At 60.6% G+C, this 21,319-nt stretch carries 20 protein-coding genes; 11 read left to right on the top strand and 9 right to left on the bottom strand.

Going from position 1 to position 21,319, the window contains the following annotated elements; genetic code table 11:
• Positions 1 to 109: 109 nt before the first annotated feature.
• From rplS to ffh, 5 genes are all read right to left on the bottom strand, one after another.
• Positions 110 to 466: a 50S ribosomal protein L19 gene (gene rplS / locus R3175_RS00195; protein ID WP_318941461.1), complete on the bottom strand. Its 357-nt coding sequence runs from the start codon at positions 464 to 466 to the stop codon at positions 110 to 112.
• 37 nt (positions 467 to 503) lie between these two features.
• The gene (gene trmD, locus R3175_RS00190; protein WP_318941460.1) at positions 504 to 1,250 is read right to left on the bottom strand and encodes a tRNA (guanosine(37)-N1)-methyltransferase TrmD; all 747 of its coding nucleotides are present in this window, start codon (positions 1,248 to 1,250) and stop codon (positions 504 to 506) included.
• A 3-nt stretch (positions 1,251 to 1,253) separates the two neighbouring features.
• Positions 1,254 to 1,781, bottom strand: a complete 528-nt coding sequence (gene rimM / locus R3175_RS00185) for a ribosome maturation factor RimM (RefSeq protein WP_318941459.1) — start codon at positions 1,779 to 1,781, stop codon at positions 1,254 to 1,256.
• 25 nt (positions 1,782 to 1,806) lie between these two features.
• The gene (gene rpsP, locus R3175_RS00180) at positions 1,807 to 2,046 is read right to left on the bottom strand and encodes a 30S ribosomal protein S16 (RefSeq protein ID WP_318941458.1); all 240 of its coding nucleotides are present in this window, start codon (positions 2,044 to 2,046) and stop codon (positions 1,807 to 1,809) included.
• Positions 2,047 to 2,188: 142 nt separating this feature from the next.
• Positions 2,189 to 3,574 carry a signal recognition particle protein gene (gene ffh / locus R3175_RS00175; RefSeq protein WP_318941457.1) on the bottom strand — a complete coding sequence of 462 codons (1,386 nt, stop codon included), beginning with the start codon at positions 3,572 to 3,574 and terminating at the stop codon, positions 2,189 to 2,191.
• A gap of 201 nt (positions 3,575 to 3,775) precedes the next feature.
• Between ffh and R3175_RS00170 the strand changes: the two genes are divergently transcribed.
• The 5 genes from R3175_RS00170 (at position 3,776) to R3175_RS00150 (ending at position 9,919) form a co-directional block, all read left to right on the top strand.
• The gene (locus R3175_RS00170; protein WP_318941456.1) at positions 3,776 to 4,582 is read left to right on the top strand and encodes an inner membrane protein YpjD; all 807 of its coding nucleotides are present in this window, start codon (positions 3,776 to 3,778) and stop codon (positions 4,580 to 4,582) included.
• Positions 4,583 to 4,663: 81 nt separating this feature from the next.
• Positions 4,664 to 5,938 carry an HlyC/CorC family transporter gene (locus R3175_RS00165; protein ID WP_318941455.1) on the top strand — a complete coding sequence of 425 codons (1,275 nt, stop codon included), beginning with the start codon at positions 4,664 to 4,666 and terminating at the stop codon, positions 5,936 to 5,938.
• A 142-nt stretch (positions 5,939 to 6,080) separates the two neighbouring features.
• Positions 6,081 to 6,683, top strand: a complete 603-nt coding sequence (locus R3175_RS00160) for a Yip1 family protein (protein WP_318941454.1) — start codon at positions 6,081 to 6,083, stop codon at positions 6,681 to 6,683.
• 194 nt (positions 6,684 to 6,877) lie between these two features.
• The gene (locus R3175_RS00155) at positions 6,878 to 9,097 is read left to right on the top strand and encodes a DUF1631 domain-containing protein (RefSeq protein ID WP_318941453.1); all 2,220 of its coding nucleotides are present in this window, start codon (positions 6,878 to 6,880) and stop codon (positions 9,095 to 9,097) included.
• A 54-nt stretch (positions 9,098 to 9,151) separates the two neighbouring features.
• The gene (locus R3175_RS00150; protein WP_318941452.1) at positions 9,152 to 9,919 is read left to right on the top strand and encodes an energy transducer TonB; all 768 of its coding nucleotides are present in this window, start codon (positions 9,152 to 9,154) and stop codon (positions 9,917 to 9,919) included.
• A gap of 33 nt (positions 9,920 to 9,952) precedes the next feature.
• On the opposite strand, the gene grxD is transcribed toward R3175_RS00150, so the two are convergent.
• Positions 9,953 to 10,279, bottom strand: coding sequence for a Grx4 family monothiol glutaredoxin (gene grxD / locus R3175_RS00145; RefSeq protein WP_318941451.1), 327 nt, complete (start codon positions 10,277 to 10,279; stop codon positions 9,953 to 9,955).
• A gap of 368 nt (positions 10,280 to 10,647) precedes the next feature.
• On the opposite strand from grxD, the gene argF reads away from it, so the two are divergent.
• Together argF and R3175_RS00135 are read left to right on the top strand one after the other, a co-directional pair.
• Positions 10,648 to 11,562 carry an ornithine carbamoyltransferase gene (gene argF / locus R3175_RS00140; protein WP_318941450.1) on the top strand — a complete coding sequence of 305 codons (915 nt, stop codon included), beginning with the start codon at positions 10,648 to 10,650 and terminating at the stop codon, positions 11,560 to 11,562.
• 7 nt (positions 11,563 to 11,569) lie between these two features.
• On the top strand, positions 11,570 to 12,643 hold the full coding sequence (locus R3175_RS00135; RefSeq protein WP_318941449.1) for an ABC transporter ATP-binding protein: 1,074 nt from the start codon (positions 11,570 to 11,572) through the stop codon (positions 12,641 to 12,643).
• A gap of 39 nt (positions 12,644 to 12,682) precedes the next feature.
• Here R3175_RS00135 and glpK read toward each other — a convergent pair whose 3' ends face one another.
• Positions 12,683 to 14,164, bottom strand: a complete 1,482-nt coding sequence (gene glpK, locus R3175_RS00130) for a glycerol kinase GlpK (RefSeq protein WP_318941448.1) — start codon at positions 14,162 to 14,164, stop codon at positions 12,683 to 12,685.
• Between the two features lie 175 nt (positions 14,165 to 14,339).
• Between glpK and R3175_RS00125 the strand changes: the two genes are divergently transcribed.
• Both R3175_RS00125 and glpD read left to right on the top strand, forming a co-directional pair.
• Positions 14,340 to 15,122, top strand: coding sequence for a DeoR/GlpR family DNA-binding transcription regulator (locus R3175_RS00125; RefSeq protein WP_318941447.1), 783 nt, complete (start codon positions 14,340 to 14,342; stop codon positions 15,120 to 15,122).
• A gap of 92 nt (positions 15,123 to 15,214) precedes the next feature.
• A complete protein-coding gene (glpD, locus tag R3175_RS00120; RefSeq protein WP_318941446.1) occupies positions 15,215 to 16,795 on the top strand; it encodes a glycerol-3-phosphate dehydrogenase in 1,581 nt (526 codons plus the stop codon).
• 150 nt (positions 16,796 to 16,945) lie between these two features.
• Here glpD and R3175_RS00115 read toward each other — a convergent pair whose 3' ends face one another.
• Entirely contained in the window at positions 16,946 to 18,520 is a 1,575-nt protein-coding gene (locus R3175_RS00115) for an ATP-binding protein (protein WP_318941445.1), read from the bottom strand.
• A gap of 54 nt (positions 18,521 to 18,574) precedes the next feature.
• Positions 18,575 to 19,312, bottom strand: coding sequence for a response regulator (locus R3175_RS00110; protein WP_318941444.1), 738 nt, complete (start codon positions 19,310 to 19,312; stop codon positions 18,575 to 18,577).
• Between the two features lie 419 nt (positions 19,313 to 19,731).
• Here R3175_RS00110 and R3175_RS00105 point away from each other — a divergent pair, with 419 nt between their 5' ends.
• Entirely contained in the window at positions 19,732 to 20,496 is a 765-nt protein-coding gene (locus R3175_RS00105; RefSeq protein WP_318941443.1) for a GNAT family N-acetyltransferase, read from the top strand.
• Between the two features lie 25 nt (positions 20,497 to 20,521).
• Complete coding sequence (locus tag R3175_RS00100; RefSeq protein ID WP_318941442.1) at positions 20,522 to 21,319, top strand: lysophospholipid acyltransferase family protein; 798 nt, start codon at positions 20,522 to 20,524, stop codon at positions 21,317 to 21,319.

The raw sequence follows: 21,319 nt of genomic DNA, 5'->3' as shown, positions 1-21,319 counted from the left end.
CCCCCACCGGATTGGCTTCGGCCAGACGCAAAAAAGGCAGCCAATGGCTGCCTTTTTATCCCGCCAGACCCAACAGGTCCGGCTTGCCGACTGACCCGAAAAGGTCGAATCAGCCCAGCTTCTCCTTGATGCGAGCAGCCTTACCGGACAGGTCACGCAGGTAGTACAGCTTGGCCTGACGCACGTCACCACGACGCTTGACGTTGATGCTGTCGATCAGTTTGGAGTAAGTCTGGAAAGTACGCTCTACGCCGACACCGTAAGAAATCTTACGAACGGTGAAGGAAGAGTTCAGACCACGGTTGCGCTTACCGATCACCACACCCTCGAACGCCTGCAGACGCTCACGGTTACCCTCGGTTACACGCACCTGAACAACCACGGTGTCACCCGGCGCGAAGGCAGGGATTTCCTTGGTCATCTGTTCCGCTTCAATCTGACTGATGATGTTGTTCTTGCCGCTCATCGAATTGCTCCTGATACCCAATCTCTCAATGCCCTGATCACTCAGTGGCACCCGGTTCATTTAAAATTTCATCCAGCAGCTCACGCTCTTCGTCCGTAAACACCCGCTGTTCCAGCAGGTCGGGGCGTCGCTCCCAGGTTCGCCTCAGCGACTGCTTCAGCCGCCAACGCCGGATCTGGTCATGGTGACCGCCGAGTAACACGTCCGGCACTGCCATACCCTCGTAAACTTCCGGCCGGGTATAGTGCGGACAATCCAGCAAACCATCGGCAAACGAATCCTGTTCTGCCGACTGCGCATGACCCAGCGCTCCGGGGATGAGGCGTGTAACCGCATCAATCACTGACATCGCTGCCAGCTCGCCACCGGACAGCACAAAATCGCCCAGCGACACTTCCCGATCGACTTCCGTCAAGATCAGGCGTTCATCAACACCTTCGTAACGCCCCGCGACCAGTATCAGGTTTTCCGCCGCAGCCAGCGACTCCACCACCGACTGGTTCAGGGTTTCCCCCTGAGGCGAAAGATACACCACACAAGCCTTACCCGGCGCCGCCTCCCGAGCGGCATGGATGGCATCCCGCAGGGGCTGGATTTTCATCAGCATGCCAGGGCCACCGCCATAGGGGCGATCATCAACGGTGCGGTGCCGGTCATGGGTGAAATCCCGCGGATTCCAGCTCTGAAACCTGAGCAACCCGTCACGAACTGCGCGACCGGTGATGCCGAACTCCGTGACCGCGCCGAACATCTCCGGAAACAGGCTGACTGCGCCGATCCACACCCGTCAGAACTCCGGATCCCAGTCCACCACCATGGTACCGGCGGCAAGATCGATCTCCCGGATTACCTGCTCGGGGAGATAGGGCACCAACCGCTCCCGCTGGTCGATGGAGTCGCTACTGGCGCGAACCACCAGGACGTCATTCGAGCCGGTCTCCATCAAGTGGTGCACCTGGCCCAGACAATCGCCAGCGACAGTAACCACCGTCAGGCCTTCCAGCTGGTGCCAGTAATATTCGCCTTCCGGCAGCTCAGGCAGGGCATCGATTGGCACCACGATGTCGGCACCACAATAACCACGCGCCATATCCCGGTCGGCAACACCGGCCAACTTGACGACAATCCCCGGACCGTGCCGGCGACCTTCCTCAAGCCTGATTGGCTTTCGCCGTCCATCCTGAACCAGGGTCCAGTCTGGATACTGCAAGATGCCGTCAATGGGATCGGTGTAGGAATAAACCTTCAACCAGCCCTTGACGCCATATACCGAGGTAATCCGGCCAATCACAGTTTCCTGCGAACGCTGTGTCATGCCTTCACCCCGGCCTAGATCGAACTTACTCGGCGCCTTTCAGCAGCTGAGCCACGCGTTCGCTAGCCTGGGCGCCCTGACCCAACCAGTAGTCTACGCGGTCACGATCGATACGCAGGCGCTCTTCCTGACCACGGGCAACCGGGTTGAAGAAGCCAACACGCTCAATGAAACGACCGTCGCGGGATTTGCGGCTGTCAGTGACTGTCAGATGGTAGAACGGGCGCTTCTTGGAGCCGCCACGAGCCAAACGGATTGTTACCATTTCGACCAATATCCTGTTCAGTTGTACGAACTTTGTACGATTCGCACCAGCTCAAATGCGGCTGATACGAAGACCCATACTCGAAAGGGGCGCTATTCTATGCTAAAAAACCGCCAAAGAAAACAGCTAATGCATGCGGCTATTACATACGCCCCATCGGCGGCATTCCACCACCGCCACCTGGCGGCATCATCCCGCCCATACCACGCATCATGTTGGCCATGGCGCCTTTCTTGCTGAACTTCTTCATCATCTTGGACATCTGCTTGTGCTGCTTCAGCAGCCGGTTGACGTCCTGTATCTGGGTGCCGGAGCCGGCGGCGATTCGACGCTTGCGGGAATTGTTGATGGTGTCGGGGTAGCGACGCTCTTTAGGGGTCATGGAACAGATGATGGCTTCCATCTGCCCAATACTCTTGTCATTGACCTGCTGCTGGGCCACCTGGGCCATCTGCCCCATGCCAGGTAACTTGTCCAGCAACCCACCGACACCGCCCATATTCTTCATCTGCTGGATCTGGTCGCGAAAGTCTTCCAGATCGAAACTCTTGCCCTTTTTGATCTTCTTGGTCAGCTTCTGGGCTTTTTTCTGGTCGAGCTTGCGTTCGGCTTCCTCTATTAAGGAAAGCACATCGCCCATACCCAGGATCCGCGACGCCACCCGGTCAGGATGGAACGGCTCCAGGGCATCGCTTTTTTCACCCACCCCCAGGAACTTGATGGGCTTGCCGGTGATGTGGCGCACCGACAGCGCGGCCCCACCGCGGGCATCACCATCGGTCTTGGTGAGCACCACCCCGGTCAACGGCAGCGCATCATTGAACGCCTTGGCGGTATTGGCGGCGTCCTGACCGGTCATGGAGTCAACCACAAACAGGGTTTCGATGGGGCTCACCGCCTTATGGAGCCGACCAATCTCGCCCATCATCTGCTCGTCGATGTGCAGCCGGCCAGCGGTATCGAGTATCACAACGTCGATATGCTTCTTGCGGGCGGCATCGATCGCCCCCTCGGCGATGTCCACAGGATCCTGGTCAGCGCTGCTGGGATGAAACTCAACGCCCACTTCCCCCGCCAGGGTCTCCAACTGGTTGATCGCCGCCGGGCGGTAGATGTCAGCACTGACTACCAGCACCGATTTTTTCTCACGTTCTTTCAGCAACCGGGCCAGCTTGGCGACCGTGGTGGTCTTACCCGCCCCCTGCAGACCCGCCATCATGACCACTGCCGGCGGCTGGGTCGCCAGGTTCAACGCCTCGTTGCCCTCGCCCATGACCTTTTCCAGCTCCTGCTGGACCACACGGACGAACACCTGCCCCGGCGTCAGACTACGCCGCACCTCCTGACCGATTGCGCGCTTGCGGACACTGGCAACAAACTCCTTCACCACCGGCAAGGCCACGTCCGCCTCAAGCAGAGCCTTGCGCACCTCCCGCAGCGTGTCCTTGATGTTGTCATCAGTCAGTCGGGCCTGGCCGGAAATCTTCCGTAGGCTGCCTGAGAGTCGGTCTGTCAGGTTTTCAAACATAGCGTAAATCCGTACCCCTGATTATTGGGTGCATGAACAGGGAACCGGTTGATTCCGGTTGCACAATCGCGACATTATAACCAGACTATCGCGCTGAAACGACCAGCCCGGTCAAATCATTGCATAACAGGTAACCTCTGGGCCCGTCCAGAACGCCCCAAGGCCCCTAGTGTCCCGATCAATCAACCAAATAAGGACGACATGGGAACGCTGATTCTCGCGGTGATCTCGCTTTTTCTCTACAGTGTCGGCACCGCCCTGCAAGCGCTCAGCTTTCGCGGCCGTGTTCACACCTCTCCAGCGATCACCGGGCTGGTTGGCGTACTGGCCCTGATCGGACACGGCCTGCTGATCTGGCAAACCGTGCACCATGACGGCGGCTTTGACCTCGGCTTCTTCCAGAGTTCGGTGCTGATCTCCTGGATCATCGTGGCCCTGCTGCTGGCCCTGGGCATTCGCAAGCCCGTCCACAACCTGTCGCTGGCCATCTACCCGCTGGCGGGAATCACCATTCTGGTACTGCTGGCCACCCCGAGCAGCCCACGGCTGGTGGCGGACGACAATTACGGCATGCTTTCCCACATCGCGCTGTCCATCACCGCCTACAGCCTGCTCTCCCTGGCGGCGGCCCAGGCGGTGCTGCTCTACTTCCAGAACCGGCAGCTCAAACACAACTACAATAGCCCGCTGGTGCGTAACCTGCCTCCGCTGCAAACCATGGAATCCCTGTTGTTTGAAATGGTATGGGCCGGCGTTGTCCTGCTGGTGCTGGCCATTGCCACCGGGGCCCTGTTCGTCAATGACCTGTTTGCCCAGAACGTAGCCCACAAGACCATCTTTTCCCTGATGTCGCTGGCGGTGTTTGTGGCCTTGCTGATTGGGCGCTACACCAAAGGCTGGCGAGGCACCACGGCAAGCCGCTGGACGCTGACCGGGTGCGCCCTGCTGATGCTGGGCTTCTATGGCAGCAAGTTCGTCCTGGAACTGGTCTTCCAGCAACCCGGTTAAGAAGCGCACCGGCCAGGCTTGACAGCAGCCACAGTGACCCCCTATTTTCGCAACTTATCCGCAACATAAGGACTCCCTCTTTTGAACGAGGCATCGCTTACGGCGCTGTTTTCGCTCCTCGCGGGGCTCATTTTACTGTCCGCATTTTTCTCCAGCTCCGAAACCGGCATGATGTCGCTGAACCGGTATCGCCTGAAACATCTGGCGAAAACCGGCCACAAAGGCGCCCGGCGAGCCCAGAAGCTGCTGCAGCGCACCGACCAGTTGATCGGCGTCATCCTGATTGGCAACAATTTTGTCAACATCCTGGCCTCGGCCATTGCCACGGTGATCGCCATCCGGATCTGGGGCGATGCCGGCATCGCCATCGCTACCCTGCTGCTGACCATCGTGATCCTGATCTTTGCCGAGGTCACCCCCAAGACCCTGGCAGCCCTGTTTCCGGAAAAGATTGCCTTTCCCGCCAGCCACGCCCTGGCTCCCATGCTCAAGGTGCTCTATCCGGTGGTCTGGCTGGTTAACCTGTTCACCGGATTCATCCTCAAACTGATCGGCGTATCGGCCCAGGACGCCGCCAATGACCACCTCAGCCGCGAGGAACTTCGCACCCTGGTCAACGAGGCGGGCGCGCTCATCCCCACCAAGCATAAGGATATGCTGGTCAGCATCCTGGACCTGGAAAACGTCACGGTGAACGACATCTTCGTTCCCCGCAACGAGGTCATCGGTATCGACCTGGACGACGACCTGGAGACCATCCTGCGCCAGCTGCGCAGCAGCCAGCATACCCGCCTGCCAGTCTACAAGGGCGACATCAACAACGTTCAGGGCGTGATGCACCTGCGCAATACCTCCAAGCTGCTGATGCAGGAAGACATCAACAAGGCGATGCTGATGCAGCTCTGCCGCGAGCCCTATTTCATCCCCGAAAGCACACCGCTCAACACCCAGTTGATCAACTTCCAGAAGGCCAAACGCCGTTTCGGCATCGTGGTCGATGAGTATGGCGAGGTGCTGGGCATTGCCACCCTGGAGGACATCCTGGAAGAAATCGTCGGCGAATTCACCACCGACTACGCCGCCACCAGCCCGGACATCATCCCCCAGGACGATGGCACCTACATCATCGACGGCACCGCCGCGGTACGTACCATCAACAAGACCCTGGGCTGGAAACTGCCCACCGATGGCCCCAAGACCCTCAATGGCCTGATCACTGAAACCCTCGAATCCATCCCGGAAACCAACATCTGTCTGCGGGTCCAGGACCACCGCATCGAAGTGCTCCAGATCAAGGACAACGTGGTCAAGGCTGCCATCGTTCATCCCCTCAAGCGCCGCGGCCGGGGTCATTGACCGCCGGCCGTCGCCATATACGATTCTGTTATAGTAGCCCACCGGCTAGAAAGATCATATTTTAACCATTTCCTTGACCTTGCAGCCGCCAACTCCAAAACTGAAATTGCAGTCGTGCATAATAAAAACAGGAGTGCGAGCCATGAGCCTGGGACACACGTTTGGTCTACTCACCCACCCGGACCAAGAGTGGGAAGCGATCAGAAAAGATTCAGAATCCGTCAGTAAACTGTACTTTGGGCATATTCTCCTGCTCGCCCTAATTCCTGCCGCAGCGGGCTACTACGGCAGCACACAGGTTGGCTGGCAGGTCGGGGACGGCCAGATAGTCCGACTCACCTCCGGCAGCGCCCTGCAATTGTGCGTACTGTTCTACGCAGCCATGCTGGCCGGCATCTACATCATTGGCCGGTTTATTGACTTTTTCGCAGCGACCTATGAGGTCAGGGAGCAACAGCCCCATGGAGTGACACTGGCAGCCTATACCGCCACCCCGGTGTTTTTACTGGGGGTAATTGCCGCCTATCCGAACATCTGGGTAAACATGCTGGTAGGGCTGCTCGCGATCGCCTATTCCGTTTACCTGCTTTATGAGGGGTTGCCGATACTGATGAAGATCCCGGCTGACCGCGGCTTCATGTTCGCGTCGTCGGTGCTGACCGTGGGTCTGGTGATGTTTGTGGCGCTGCTGGCAATCAGCGTCGTTATCTGGAGCATGGGGGTTGGGCCTGTTTATACCAACTGACACCAAAGGAGGGGCATTCACGCCACCTCGGTCCGGAGAGCGAGGACGGTCTTCGAACCCGAGAGAACGGAATACAGACCTTAATCAATTGGTCATTTTACCTGACAGGGAATTACGGTAAATTACGCGCATAATCATAAAAGATGCAGTTTAGCTCGGTCATGTATCCGGTTGAGGCGTAACAGGAGTCGGCCATGAAAAAGCAGTCCGGCATACATTATATCCGTGAGCACAGGGATGCCGGCAGTAAATCACAACTTCCAAGGGAGGTGGTACGGATTCGTGACACTGTCACCGCCGGGCTATGCGATTTATTGCAGGGAGCTTTCGATGCCGTAGACGATTCGTTGTTCGAGCTGGCCAACAACGCGCGGAGCAATAACGAACAGAATCGCTACTTCGAAGCCATGCGCGAGATCCGGATCAAACGCAAAGGCATAGAAAAGCACTTCCAGACGGCAATCGCCGAGCTGTTTGACCACCCTCCCCGGGCGGGCTCCGCCTTGCCTGCGGACCAGGACGCCAACAAGGCCACCCTGGATACCCTGACCCTGGTGCAGGACGACGACCTGGAAGAACAGGTCGCGCTCAATGCCATGGTGAGCAAATCCCGCGCTCATTTTCAGGGGCCACTGATTCAGCTGCAGACACGATTCTCGGTGATCTACCCGGGCGCCAGCGAGGAAGACCCGGTCAACCCGCTGGCGCCCGAGCACTTGTGCGCAGCCTTCGTGGAGGCCACCCAGGCACTGGAAATCCAGATTCGCGAGCGGCTGATCGTTCTCAAGCAGTTCGACCGCTATGTGGTCGCCAACCTGGGCATGCTGCTGGACGAGGCCAACCGCATCCTGATCCAGGCCGGGATCATTCCCAACTTCCGCTACCACGGCAAGACCAATGCCCAGGCGAGTCCATCCGGCCAAAGTCCGGGCGAATCAGCCGGCACACGGTCTTCGGCCCCGCCAGCGGATCGCGGCAGCCCGGAGAGCGAAGCGCTGTTCGAGCAGATCCGGCAGTTGCTGAACCGACAGCGACAAGTCAGTGGCCAAGCGCCCAGAGCCGCAGACCCCAACGTGCACGTGGTCGGCGGCCCGGAGTTGGCGCATCTGCTGGCATCACTGCCGCAGGCCCCCCAAGATTCAATCCAAGGCGATCTCAGCGGCGGCAAGCCGGTGGTGCTGGACCTGCACCAGGTCGTTGAAAGCCTGTTGAGCAAGACCGAAACCGCGGACGGCAAGAAACCGGCCCTCAACGAAACCGATGAAGACCTGATCAACCTGGTCTCCATGCTGTTTGAGTTCATTCTCGACGACTACAACCTGTCAGCGCCCATCCAGGTACTGATCAGCCGATTGCAGATCCCGATCCTGAAGGTCGTCATCAAGGACAGATCCTTCTTCAGCAAAGCCGGTCACCCGGCACGGCGGTTACTGAACTCGCTGGCCCGGGCCGGGATTGGCTGGAGCGAAAGCGACGAGAAAACCCGCGACAAGCTGTACGACCAGATCCACACCATTGTGTTGCGGATTCTGGAGGAATTCGACGGCGATATTTCGCTGTTTGAGCAGCTCGGCGATGATTTCGAGCAATTCCTGGCCCGGGAAAATCGTCGGGCGTCACTGGTGGAACAGCGTACCCGGGAATCCGAACGCGGACGCATCAAGTCCCAGAAGGCCCAGGAAACCGTCGACAAACTCCTGCAGGAAAAGCTGTCACAGCATTCCATCTCAGACACCGTCCACGACATTCTGGTGAACGGCTGGAGCAGGGTCATGTTCCTTGCCTACCTGCGAAACGACGTCGAAAACCGGTGGAACAGCGCCGTGCGCGTGGTCGACGACCTGATCTGGTGCCTCCACCCCCGCCTCGATGACGAAGCCCGCGATCAGTGGGTACGGGTGGTACCCGCCCTGCTGAAATCCTTGCGGGCTGGCCTGGAGGAAGTGTCCTACAACTCCAGCAAGCTCGATACCATGATGAGCGACCTCAAGCACGAGCTGACCGAGGCGTTTCGGACCCATGCCCTGGCCGAGGCACGGGAGACGCCCAAGGAGCCGGAGCCCGAACCGGAGCCCGAACCCAAGCACCCAACCGCCGTTGAGCGGCAACAGGAGCTGGAAGACGCCGCTATTGCCGAGTACATCGAGAAAGTGGATGCCATCGACATTGGCACCTGGGTGGAGTTTGGCCTGGTGAACGGCGCCAGCTTCCGCTGCAAACTGACCGCCATCATCGAAGAGGCGGACTGCTTCGTGTTCGTCAACCGAATGGGCCTCAAGGTCATTGAGAAAAAACGCGTGGAGCTGGCCCACGAAATGCGCCGGGGACGCCTCACTGTGCTGGAACAGGGGGCGCTGATCGATCGAGCACTGGATGCGGTCGTTACCACCCTGAAAGGCAAGGCGGCGGGCTAACCCCCGCCCTACCCACGCTTGCCTGCAGCCGTTATCAGGAGCCGCCCCCGTTTCATGTTTGACACCGGCAGCCGCCCCCCCCTCCCGGCCAAGTACCGGTTGCTCCTCGCGCTGTCAGTCGCATTGTTGCTTCACACCCTGGCGGTGTCACTGGTGCCGCTCATTTCCCTGCCGGATGACCGGCCGGCCCCCTCCGCCCTCAGGATTTCGTTGTCACAGCCCGCCAACGCCGACAACCAACAGGCGCGCCCCCCTGCACCTGAACGACCGGAAACACCGGTAACGCGCCCCCCCGAACCGGAGCCGGTAACGCCCGTGATCCAGAGCAGGCACGCCACCAGGACAGTCGCTACCACCCAGACGCCGCCGGCGCAGCCGCAGCCATCGTCCACGACGACACCGCGGCCTGCACCGCCGCCGCCCCGGCCAGCGGCAGCGAGCCCTGCACCTTCGACCAGCCCGGTTGAACGCACCACCGATCAGCCCCAGGAAATCACTCAGCTGGGCAAACCGGTGGAAACATCTCCCTACCTGACCGCACTGGCGGTGAGGATCGCCCGCCATGCTCGTGGGACCTTTGCCCAGGCATTGACCGCCACCCTGGAGCACGGGCAACCCGCACCGGTGGAAATTGAATTACATTTGATGGGAAATGGGGCCTTGATCGGCGCCACGGTCAGCCGTTCGTCGGGTAACCCGGTTATAGACCGTGCAGCGTATCAGGGCGCACTCAGTGCCAGCCCTTATCCACCGCCACCCGAAGGCCGTCAGAGCAGTAACCGTTTCCGGGTGGACATCGTCTTTACCCCGGAGCGACTGTGAGCTGGGCCAGGGGAAGGCCCAGCTCCAACAAAATCAGGCTTCGGCCTGTTTGGCGGCAGCCTTGACCATTTCGGCCAACTCGCCGCTCTCGGACAGCTCCAGCACGATGTCGCAGCCACCGACCAGCTCGCCATTGATGTAAAGCTGTGGATAGGTGGGCCAGCTGGAATAGACCTTCAGTGCCTCACGCAACTCCTGATTGTCCAGGATATTGACGAAGGCAAACCGTTCACCGCATGCCATCAGCGCCTGCACCGTTCTGGCGGAGAAGCCACATTGGGGAGACTGCGGGGTACCCTTCATGTAAATGATGATCGGGTTCTCCTCCAACTGACTCTTGATCGTTTCGTTAATATCCATGCACTCTTACCTCTTCGTTGCTATCCGGAACGTCACAGCAGGCTGCTTGTGGTTGACAGAGACGCCTGACCGGGGACACAAACCCAGCCGGTACACCACACCCCCTGGGACAGGGAACTTTTCAGCCTATTGTACACACCCTGTCAATCCCGCACCAAACCCTCCCGCCGCCGGCAGCATTGTCATCCCAGGATTGACCCGCTAGACTTGGCCTTTCGCCTGTCGTCGGGCACGTCACGCAATTCCCGCGGGGCTTCCCGCCGGATACCCGCTCAGCATTCAGCGGCACGGGTACTCCGGGATAAACTTGACTCCGGATTGCTATCTCTCGTTTTCCGCTTCCCAAGGATCAGCTAAAGGCCGTGAACATGGCAGTAAGACATTTTCTGACACTGAATGATTTGACTCCCGACGAGTTGGACCTGCTTTTGGCCCACGCCAGCAAGCTGAAACAGGAGTGGCGGTCTGGCCAGATTCGCGATTCCCTGAAAAACCGTGTGCTGGCCATGATTTTTGAAAAATCGTCCACCCGCACCCGTGTCTCCTTTGAAGCCGGCATGGCACAACTGGGCGGTTCCGCCCTGTTCCTCTCCCCCCGGGACACCCAACTGGGCCGAGGTGAACCCATCGAAGACTCCGCCATCGTCATATCCAGCATGGTCGATGCGGTGATGATCCGAACCTTCGCCCACAACAAGGTCACCAGCTTTGCCAGCGCCTCCCAGCGCCCGGTGATCAACGCCCTCACCGATGACTTTCACCCCTGCCAACTGCTGGCCGATATGCAGACCTTCCGGGAGCACCGGGGCAGCATCCAGGGCGCGACGGTAACCTGGGTTGGCGACGGCAACAACATGTGTAACTCCTACATCAATGCCGCCATGCAGTTTGACTTCAATCTGCGCATTGCCTGCCCGAACGGCTATGAACCGTCCAGGGAACTGCTGAATTGGGCCGGCGATCGGGTGACCGTCATCACCGACCCCGCCGAGGCAGCCCGGGGAGCTCACCTCCTGGTCACCGACGTCTGGGCTTCCATGGGGCAGGAAGAAGAGCAGCAGGCCCGGGAATCCGATTTCAGGGAATACCAAATCAATCCCAAGCTGATGCAACTGGCGGACCCGGATGCCCTGTTCATGCACTGCCTGCCCGCCCACCGGGGTGAAGAGATCTCCGATGACATGCTCGAGCATGCCAGCTCGGTGGTCTGGGACGAGGCGGAGAACCGCCTGCATGCCCAAAAGGCCCTGCTTGAGTTCCTGATTCTCGGCCAACTGGGCTGACCACGTCATGACGAGCGGCAAGACCCCTGTCTCCGATTGGCTGCTGGAGGTCAACAACCTCGCCTGTGGCTACAATGGCGAAACCGTGGTTCACGACGTCAACTTCGCCCTCGGTCACGGTGACATCGGCTGCCTACTCGGTCCCAGTGGTTGCGGCAAGAGCACCATCCTGCGAGCCCTCGCGGGCTTCCTGCCGCTGAAGTCCGGCGAGATCCGTCTGCAGTCGCGGGATATCAGCCTGCCTGGCCGCACCCTGGCACCTGAGAAACGCAAGATAGGCATGGTGTTCCAGGACTATGCCCTCTTCCCTCACCTGACGGTGGCGGGCAACGTCGGCTTTGGCCTCAAGCACAGCTCCCGCGAGGAGCGGCAGCAAAAAGTCATGGAGCTGCTTGATCTGGTGCACCTGAAAGACCTGGCGCACAATTACCCGCACGAACTTTCTGGCGGCCAACAGCAGCGCGTTGCCCTGGCCAGGGCTTTGGCACCAGAGCCCACCCTGATCTTGCTGGACGAGCCATTCTCCAACCTGGACGCCGACCTGCGCCGTCGCCTGAGCCTGGACGTGCGGGAAATCCTCAAGTCCCTGGGCATCAGCGCCCTGCTGGTCACCCACGACCAGCAGGAAGCCTTCGCCATGTGCGATCAGGTGGCGGTGCTTCGGGCCGGTCGCATTCAGCAATGGGACGAGCCCTACAATTTATACCACGAGCCAGCCAACCGCTTCGTAGCCGGCTTTATCGGCCAGGGCGGATTCATCCCCGGCACGGCCATGGGGCCGGATGCCATCGACTCGGAACTGGGGGTGATCCGCGGCAACCGGGCCTACAAATGGCCATCCGGTACTCTGGTGGACGTGCTGATCCGCCCCGACGACATCGTTTACGACGCCGACTCGCCGCTGCAACCCCGGGTGGTGGAAAAAACCTTTGCCGGCACCTCAACACTGTACCGCTTCAAGCTGTCTGACGAGACCGAGTTCGAAGCTCTGTTCCGCAGCCACCTGGACTTCCACCTGGGCGAAACCGTACCGGTCAGGGTTGAGGCCGATCACCTGATCGCCTTCGAGCGCTCGGAATAACCGGAGCCCGCCAGCCCTGGCAGGCCCCTGACGACGGCATCAGTTGTGGCTGATGCGTTCGACCGCATCTTCCCAGCCGGCATAGAGCGACTCCCGCAGCCCCGGTGCCATCTCCGGCACAAAGCGGCGCTCCCGCTCCCACATAGCGGCAATGTCCTCCAGCCCCTGAAAGACCCCCACTTGCAGCCCAGCCAGGTAGGCCGCGCCCAGGGCTGTGGTCTCCGTGACCCGGGGGCGATCCACCGGCACATTGAGGATATCCGCCAGGAACTGCATCACCCAGTCGTTGACCGCCATGCCGCCATCGACCCTCAGCTCCTCAAGCCGGGCACCGTCATTCTGGATGGCCCGAATCAGATCCTTGGTCTGGTAGCACACCGACTGCAGGCCGGCGGTCACAACCTCCGCAATCCCGGTATCCCGGGTCAGCCCAAGGATCGCCCCCCGGGCATCCGGGTCCCAGTGCGGGGCACCCAGCCCGGTAAACGCCGGCACCATATACACCGCATTCTCCACGCCAACCGCCTCGGCAAGGGCGGTCGACTCGCGGGCATGGCCGATCAGCTTGAGACCATCCCGCAGCCACTGCATGGCGGCGCCGGCCACAAAAATGCTGCCCTCAACCGCGTAATTGGTCTGGCCATTCAGCCGATAGGCGACGGTGGTCAGCAGCCGGTTTTCGGACCGCACCGCTTCGGTGCCGGTATTGAGCATGAGGAAACAGCCGGTGCCATAGGTACTCTTGGCCATGCCACGCTCGAAACAGGCCTGCCCCACCAGGGCCGCCTGCTGATCGCCGGCAATGCCCGCCACCTTGATCGGTGCGCCCAGAATATCGTCCGTCAGGGTGCCAAAGTCGGCTGCCGAGTCTTTCACTTCCGGCAGGATGGCCCGCGGCACCCGGAACAACGCCAGCAGTTCGTCATCCCAGCTCTGGCTATGAATGTTAAACAGCGCGGTACGCGAGGCGTTGGTGGCGTCGGTGAGGTGGGAGCGACCGCCGGTGAGCTGCCACAGCAGCCAGGTGTCCACGGTACCGAAGGCCAGTTCACCGGCCTCGGCGCGGGCCCGGGCACCCTCCACCTCGTCCAGGATCCAGGCAATCTTGGTGGCGGAAAAGTACGGATCGATCAACAGCCCGCTACGCTCCACCACCAGGTTTTCATGGCCCTTGCTTCTCAGCTGGGTACAGGTGGCGGCGGTACGCCGATCCTGCCAGACCACCGCAGGATGGATCGGCTTGCCGGTCGCACGGTCCCAAATGACGGTTGTTTCACGTTGGTTGGTGATGCCGATCCCGGCGATGTCCCTGGCCTCAATACCGGCCTGGCGAACCGCATTGCGGCAGACTTGCAGCGAGCTTTCCCAGATCTCCATCGGATCATGCTCGACCCAACCATCGCGGGGAAAATGCTGTCGAAACTCCTGCTGGGCAACCGCAAAAATTTCACCGCGACTGGTGAAAACGATAGCCCTGGAACTGGTCGTGCCCTGGTCTATGGCCAGCAGATAGGTTGGCATCCTGAACATCCCTCTTCGTCACGTGAAAGCCGCTTAATTATCGCATTTATTGCTCGGGACTTGGCCCGAAAACGGCGGTTTGTCGTTGGATTTTCTCAAACGAAAATTATAATGAAGGCATTTTCGTTCGGAAACCCACACAGCCTTACCCACGTCACACAACCGGATCGAGCCCATGACCCTCAATGCCCGCCACGAAAACATTGTCGAACTGGTCAGCGACCGCGGTTTCATGACCGTCGAAGCCCTGGCCGAGCATTTCAATGTTACTCCGCAAACCATTCGCCGGGACATCAATACGCTTAACGAAGCAGGCAGGCTGAGGCGCTACCACGGCGGCGCCGGCCTCCCGGCCAGCACTGCCAACCTCGCCTATTCCGAACGCCGCATCCGCAACCCGGACGAAAAACAACGCATCGCCGAAGCCATTGCCGAGCAGGTTCCCGACAACAGCTCGCTGTTCATCAACATCGGCACCACCACCGAGACCATCGCCAAGGCGCTGCTGAACAAATCCGGGCTGACCGTGATCACCAACAACCTGCACGTAGCCAGCATCCTGTGCAGCAAGGACGACTTCACCGTGATCATCGCCGGCGGCATGGTCCGCAACCGGGACGGCGGCATCATTGGCGAGGCCACTCAGGAGTTCATCCGTCAGTTCAAGGTCGACATTGCGGTCATCGGCATCAGCGGCATCGATAACGACGGCGACCTGCTGGATTTTGATTACCAGGAGGTGCGGGTCGCCCAGGCCATCATCGAACACAGCCGCCAGGTTTTCCTGGCCGCCGACCACACCAAGTTTGGACGCAACGCCATGATTCGCCTGGGCCACATATCCCAGGCCACCCACCTGTTCACCGACCTGCAACCGAACAGGCGCCTCAGCGCCTGCATCAAGGATTCGGGCGTCAACCTGATCATTGCCCCGGAATCAGACACTTTCCGAGCGTAGATGTTCGATCTCGAATATTTCACTTGGTTTCCGCTTCGACTTTTCGCTACTATGCCCCATATTTTTTTACTTATGAATATCCGGAAGACAAGATGGGCACTCAGGACAGCCGAACGAACAGCACTTCCTACACGGTATCGAACACTTATGACCTTCTGGTGATCGGCGGCGGCATCAATGGCACCGGCATCGCCGCGGATGCGTCCGGTCGCGGTCTCAGCGTCCTGCTCTGTGAGCAGAACGACCTGGGCTCCGCCACCTCATCCGCCAGCAGCAAACTGGTGCACGGCGGCTTGCGCTACCTGGAGCACTACGAGTTCCGGCTGGTCCGGGAAGCCCTTGCAGAAAGGGAAGTGCTGCTGAAGATTGCGCCCCATCTGGTGCGCCCGATGCAATTCACCCTGCCGCACCGCCCGCACCTGCGCCCCGGCTGGATGATTCGATCCGGCCTGTTCCTGTACGACCACCTGGCCCCTCGGGAAATCCTGCCACCGGCTCGCAAGGTGCGCTTCAACGGCTCAGGCCCCCTCAATCCGGGCATCCGCAAAGGTTACAGCTACTCGGACTGTTGGGTGGACGATGCCCGCCTGGTGATCGCCAATGCCCAGGCGGCCCGCAACCATGGCGCCCGGATCATGCGGGACACCCGCTGCATCAAGGCTTGCCAATTGAAGGACCAGGCGCTGTGGGCAGTGGACCTGCAGGACACCCGCTCCGGCGACGCCCACACCGTCTACGCCAGGGCCCTGGTCAACGCCAGCGGCCCCTGGGCCGCCCGGATCTTTGACCAGGCGCTGGACCGGCCTTCGCCCCACGGCGTTCGGCTGATCAAGGGCAGCCACATCATCGTGCCGCGGCTGATCGAGTCAGAGGAAGCCTACATCCTGCAGAATACCGATCGCCGCATCGTGTTCGTGCTGCCCTACGAGGAGCGGTTCAGTCTGATCGGTACCACCGACAAGGAGTATCAGGGCAATCCGTCCGAGGTGGGCATCGACGATGACGAAATCGACTACCTACTCGAGGTGGTTAATGACCACTTCACCGGCCAGCTCACCAAAGAAGACGTCGTTCACACCTACTCTGGCGTGCGCCCGCTGCTGGATGACGAGTCCACCGACCCGTCGGCGATTACCCGGGACTACACCCTGGAGCTGCAGGGAGATGGCAATGAGGCCCCACTGCTGAGCGTCTTCGGCGGCAAGATCACCACCTACCGCAAGTTGGCGGAAGCAGTGGTGGAACGCCTGCGAGACTGGTTCCCCACCATGGGGCCGAGCTTCACCGCGAGCGCCCCGCTACCGGGTGCCACGCGGCAACTGAACAACCATGCCGGGATCCTGGAATGCCTGACCAGCCTCTACCCCCAGTTTCCCCCAGAGATGCTCGAACGCTTCAGTCGCAGTTACGGCCTGCTGGCCATTCGCTTCCTGGGTGAACGCCAGAGCACCGCCGAGCTGGGCCAGCACTTTGGCAGCACTTTGTACGAATGCGAAGTCCGGTACCTGATGGAGCAGGAATGGGCGCGAACCACAGACGATGTGCTGTGGCGGCGCAGCAAGCTTGGCTTGCATCTCGAACCGGAGGAGGTGGAGAGCCTGCAGCGATGGATGGAAGAGCGGGGCGGTCGCGGCGGACAAAAAAAAGGGCCGGAAATTCCGGCCCTCAAATGACGAATGAAACAAGGAAAGTTCGTAAGAACTACAACCTCAAAAGTCATCCCTTACACGTGCAGTATGCTCGCTGCCCCCCAGCGGCTCAGTGAGCATTACGTGTGTCTTTGTTACATTGGGTGACGTACCGGTACAGGTGTCACAAAAGCATCACGGGGCGACTGTCTCCAACGGCTTCTTCCGCGGCCAGACCAGACTGAAACGGGCCCCGCCGAGATCCTCACTCCGGTTCACGAAGGCCTGGCCACCATGCCAGTACAGGATACGCCGAACAATGGACAGGCCCAGGCCATAGCCGCCGGACGTGCGGGTCCGGCTGTCATCCAGCCGGGCAAAGGCGGTAAAGACTTTTTCCCAGTCTTCTTCGGGGATGCCAGGGCCATCATCCTCGACATCCACCCGGCAGTTGTCTTCATCGAGCTGGCAGTGCACCCGGACCCGGCCTTTGGCGTAGCGGGCGGCATTGCCCACCAGGTTCTGAATCGCCCGGTGGATGTAGCGGGGCTCGATATCCGACAGGGCCCAGCGTTCTGATGCCTCATCAATGTCCGCCTCGATGACCGTGTCCGGACGAATCAGCTGCTGCTCGCCGACCACCTGCCGGACCAGGTCCGTCACCGAGGCCTCCACCAGGGTGAACACCGGCCCCCCCTGTTCCAGCCGGGCGTAGGTCAGAATCTCATCGATCAGTTCGTCCAGCTCCTGGATATCGCCGTCAATGCCGTCCAGCTGCTTCTGCAGCGCTTCCGGACTGCTGCAGCCCTCCAGCATCTGAACCCCGAACCGGATTCGTGCCACCGGCGTACGCAACTCGTGGGATACTGCGTGAATCATCTCCCGTTGCACCCCTACCAGACGCTGGATCTGCTCGGCCATGCCATTAAAGGCGGCGGCCAGCCTGGACACCAGCGTACTGTCGCTGGCCTCCACACGGGCCCCCATCTCGCCCCGGGCAATCCGCACGGCGACCGATTCCACGGCACGCAGGTTGTGGTCGACATCCCTCAACAACAGGTAGAGTGCGGCGGCCAACACCCCTGCGGCCACCAGGGCAAGCAACAGAACCACGGTCCAGTGCCATGAATTGAACGGTGGCGACAGGGACATACCCAACAGGGTGCCATCCTGCAGGCGGATCAGGACCTGGGAGGTCTCGCCGTCGGCGCCCCGGTAAAATGCGACATGGCGCTGGGTCACCTGCTCCAGCACCTCGCTCGCGGGCACCCGGGCATCGGAGATAGGCCGCAGGCGCACCCCCAGGGATTCGGAGAGCTGGGCCATCAGGGCGTCCCGGTCATCCGGGAGGGTTTCGTTCAGATGGTAGAGGGAAATGTAGGCAACCGCTTCGGCCACCTGCTTGTAACTGTCCTGGAAATGGGCCACCAGTGCCCGCCCCTGCCCCCTGGCCAACATCACCCGCCAGCCCAGGCTGGTTTTCTGGGCAACCAGTTGACCATACCCCAGGCGTTCTGCAACGACCGGGGTCACGTCCAGTTCCTCCATCGCGGTGAGCCGCAGATCATACAACTGGGCCAACCAGTGGTACTGGCCCAGCGGATCCGGCACCGAGGCCAGCCACCGCATCATGGGGGCGGGGTATTGTTCTTGCCAGGCTTGCAGTCGAACGGCGTTGATTCCCCAGAACAGGGAGAAACACAACAACAGGACCACTGTTGTCAGCCCGATTAACCGCAGGTACAACTTCAGGAACAACTTCAGGGGCATTGGTCCTACCCTGGAGATACACGCCGGCCTTCATCCGGCGCTGGCGACTGGTAGTCAGGCTTCCTTGACGAACAGATAGCCCTTGCTGCGAACGGTCTTGATACGCCGTGGGTGCACCGGGTCGTCGCCGATCTTGGGACGAATCCGGGAAACCCGGACGTCAATCGACCTATCCTGGCCATCGTATTCAATGCCCCGCAACGCCGTGAAGATCTCCTCCCGGCTCAGTACCCGGCCGGCGCTGCTGGCCAACAGCCACAGCAAATCGAACTCGGCACTGGTCAGGTCGATGCTCTTGTCGTTGAGCCAGGCCTCGCGCATGGAGCGGTCCACGACCAGGTCATTGAACTGCAAGCGGACCGGTTCGTCTTCACCCTCGGCCTCGGCGGCGGTGCCACCGGTCTCGCCTACCCGGCGCAGCAGTGCCCGAATCCGGGCCAGCAACACCCGTGGCTGAACCGGCTTGCCAATGTAGTCATCCGCGCCCATTTCAAGGCCCAGGACTTGATCCAGATCGTCGGTCCTGGCCGTCAGCATGATGATCGGCCCTGAGAAAAACGGCCGCACCCGACGGCAAATGGACAAGCCATCCTCCCCGGGCAGCATCAAATCCAGCACCACCAAATCCGGCTGTTCGTTGCGGATGCGTTCGACCGCGTGCCCGCCGTGGGACTCGACCGCCACCGTGAGCCCGTTGTTCTCCAGGTACTCCCGGGTCAGATCCGCCAGCCGTTCATCATCCTCGACTATGAGGATACGCCAACTTTCATTCGTCTGTTCCACGCCATCCATCTCTGATTTTGTTTTCCGGAACGGGTACCCGCCATAAGACAGGCCCAACCTCACCTCCGCCTTACGGAGATCGTAACTGCCTGAGCGCAGATTAGCCGCCATGGCCAACCCTTCAACTATTGCTGACTGAGAGCACTCCTGATCTTACGTACTTCCGACTTTAAGTACTCTCTCAAACAGTACAGGCAACGTCCTGTAACAGCAATTATACATGCTATTCAGAAATATACATGGAACCGCCCATTCGCAACCCCCTGTTACGTTCCAGCCCGCTCCCGGGATAGCACATTCACCGGACGGGAGACCGACACCTGGCCCAATCGGCCAGGCTCCTGTCACAGTCCCGTCACCACCGCTTCATCGCGCTGTCACACCGGCTTCATAGGCTTGTCTGAAAATGGAAACAAAGAGACAGCACCATGACCGTACAAACCGCTCGCGCTGCCCGTTCTGCCCGTCGTCTCAAGACCGTCATTACCCGCCAGCCCAGTCTGATTGAGGCGGCCCAACGTCTGCGATACGAGGTGTTTTCCGAAGAGTACGAGTCTGACCTGGGAAGCTGCACCCCCGGCCTGGATGCTGACGAGTTCGACGGCTGGTGTGACCACCTGGTGGTCACCGACGAGGCCAGTGGCCAGTTGGTCGCCACCACCCGCATCCTCCACCGGGACAGCGCCGATCAGGCGGGAGGCTTCTACTCCGAGGGCGAGTTCGATCTGTCCAACCTTTACCAGCTGCCCGGGACCGTGGCCGAGCTGGGCCGCACCTGCGTCCACCCGGACTACCGCAGCGGCGCGACCATCAGTCTGCTGTGGGCCTCGGTGGCGGAGTACCTGGTGGCTCACCAGGTCGATTACCTGATCGGCTGCGCCAGCATTGGCATGTCCGATGGCGGCCAGAAGGCCTGGCGTATCGCCAGACACCTGCAACAGGAATACCTGGCGGATAACCGGTTTCGGGTTACCCCCAGACGGGAACTGCCCCACCTGACCCACCCGGTCGGCGACGACCGTCCCGTGGAGGCGCCAGCGCTGATCAAGGCCTACATGCGTCTCGGGGCGCGGGTCTGCGGTGAGCCCTGTTGGGACCCCGATTTCCGCTGCGCCGATCTGCTGGTGGTGCTGGAGGTCAACAAGCTGGCCGACCGTTACAGCAAGCACTTCATGCGCCGCCAAAAGGCCTGACACCGATTAACCAAGGGAGACATGCATGGGCTATCTTCGACTGGCCGCTCGACTGATCCTTTTCTTGCTGTTCCTGGTCTTTACTGCCGGGGTCGCCGTGACCGTATCGCTGGCAGAATGGATCAAACGGCGTCCCATCGACCGCACGCCCTATGCCCGCTTCTGTTTTCACGGAGCCGTGCGCAGCCTGGGAATTCAGGTTCAGCAGCAAGGCCAGGCTGCCCGGGGCCCGGTGCTGTTCATCAGCAACCACATTTCCTGGTCGGACATTCCGGTGCTCGGCGGTACCGCCCCACTCCGCTTCCTGTCCAAGGCAGAAGTGGGCCAGTGGCCGGTCATTGGCTGGCTCGCCCACCAGGCCGGCACCCTGTTCATCCAGCGGCGAAGCGGCAAATCCGCCCGCAGTCGGGAGGAAATTGCCAACACCTTGCGCCAGGGGCAGTCGGTCCTGGTATTCCCGGAGGGTACCACCACCGCAGGCCTCACCGTCCTCCCCTTCCATCAACGACTGCTATGGGCGGCGGCGGATGCCGGTGTCAACATCCAGCCCATCAGCATCGGTTACCTGCGAGACGGTCAGCCGGATCACCTGGCACCGTTCATCGGCGACGATGACTTCCAGTCACATCTGACGCGACTGCTGAAAAAACCGGCCGTGAAGGTGGGCGTGATCTATCATGCCCCCGTCGCGGTAAGCGCACAGACGGATATGGACGCGTTGTGCCGGCAACTGCACCAGACCGTAACGGCCGGCCTGAGGCGGATTCATCAGGCCGATGGGGCACACGGGGAATCCGCCAGCAGCCCCATCACCGCCAATTAA

Source organism: Marinobacter sp. (assembly GCF_033722735.1).
Taxonomy (GTDB): Bacteria; Pseudomonadota; Gammaproteobacteria; order Pseudomonadales; family Oleiphilaceae; genus Marinobacter.
Note: the sequence above shows the minus strand (reverse complement) of the source record. Positions and strands in the feature narration are given on the sequence as shown.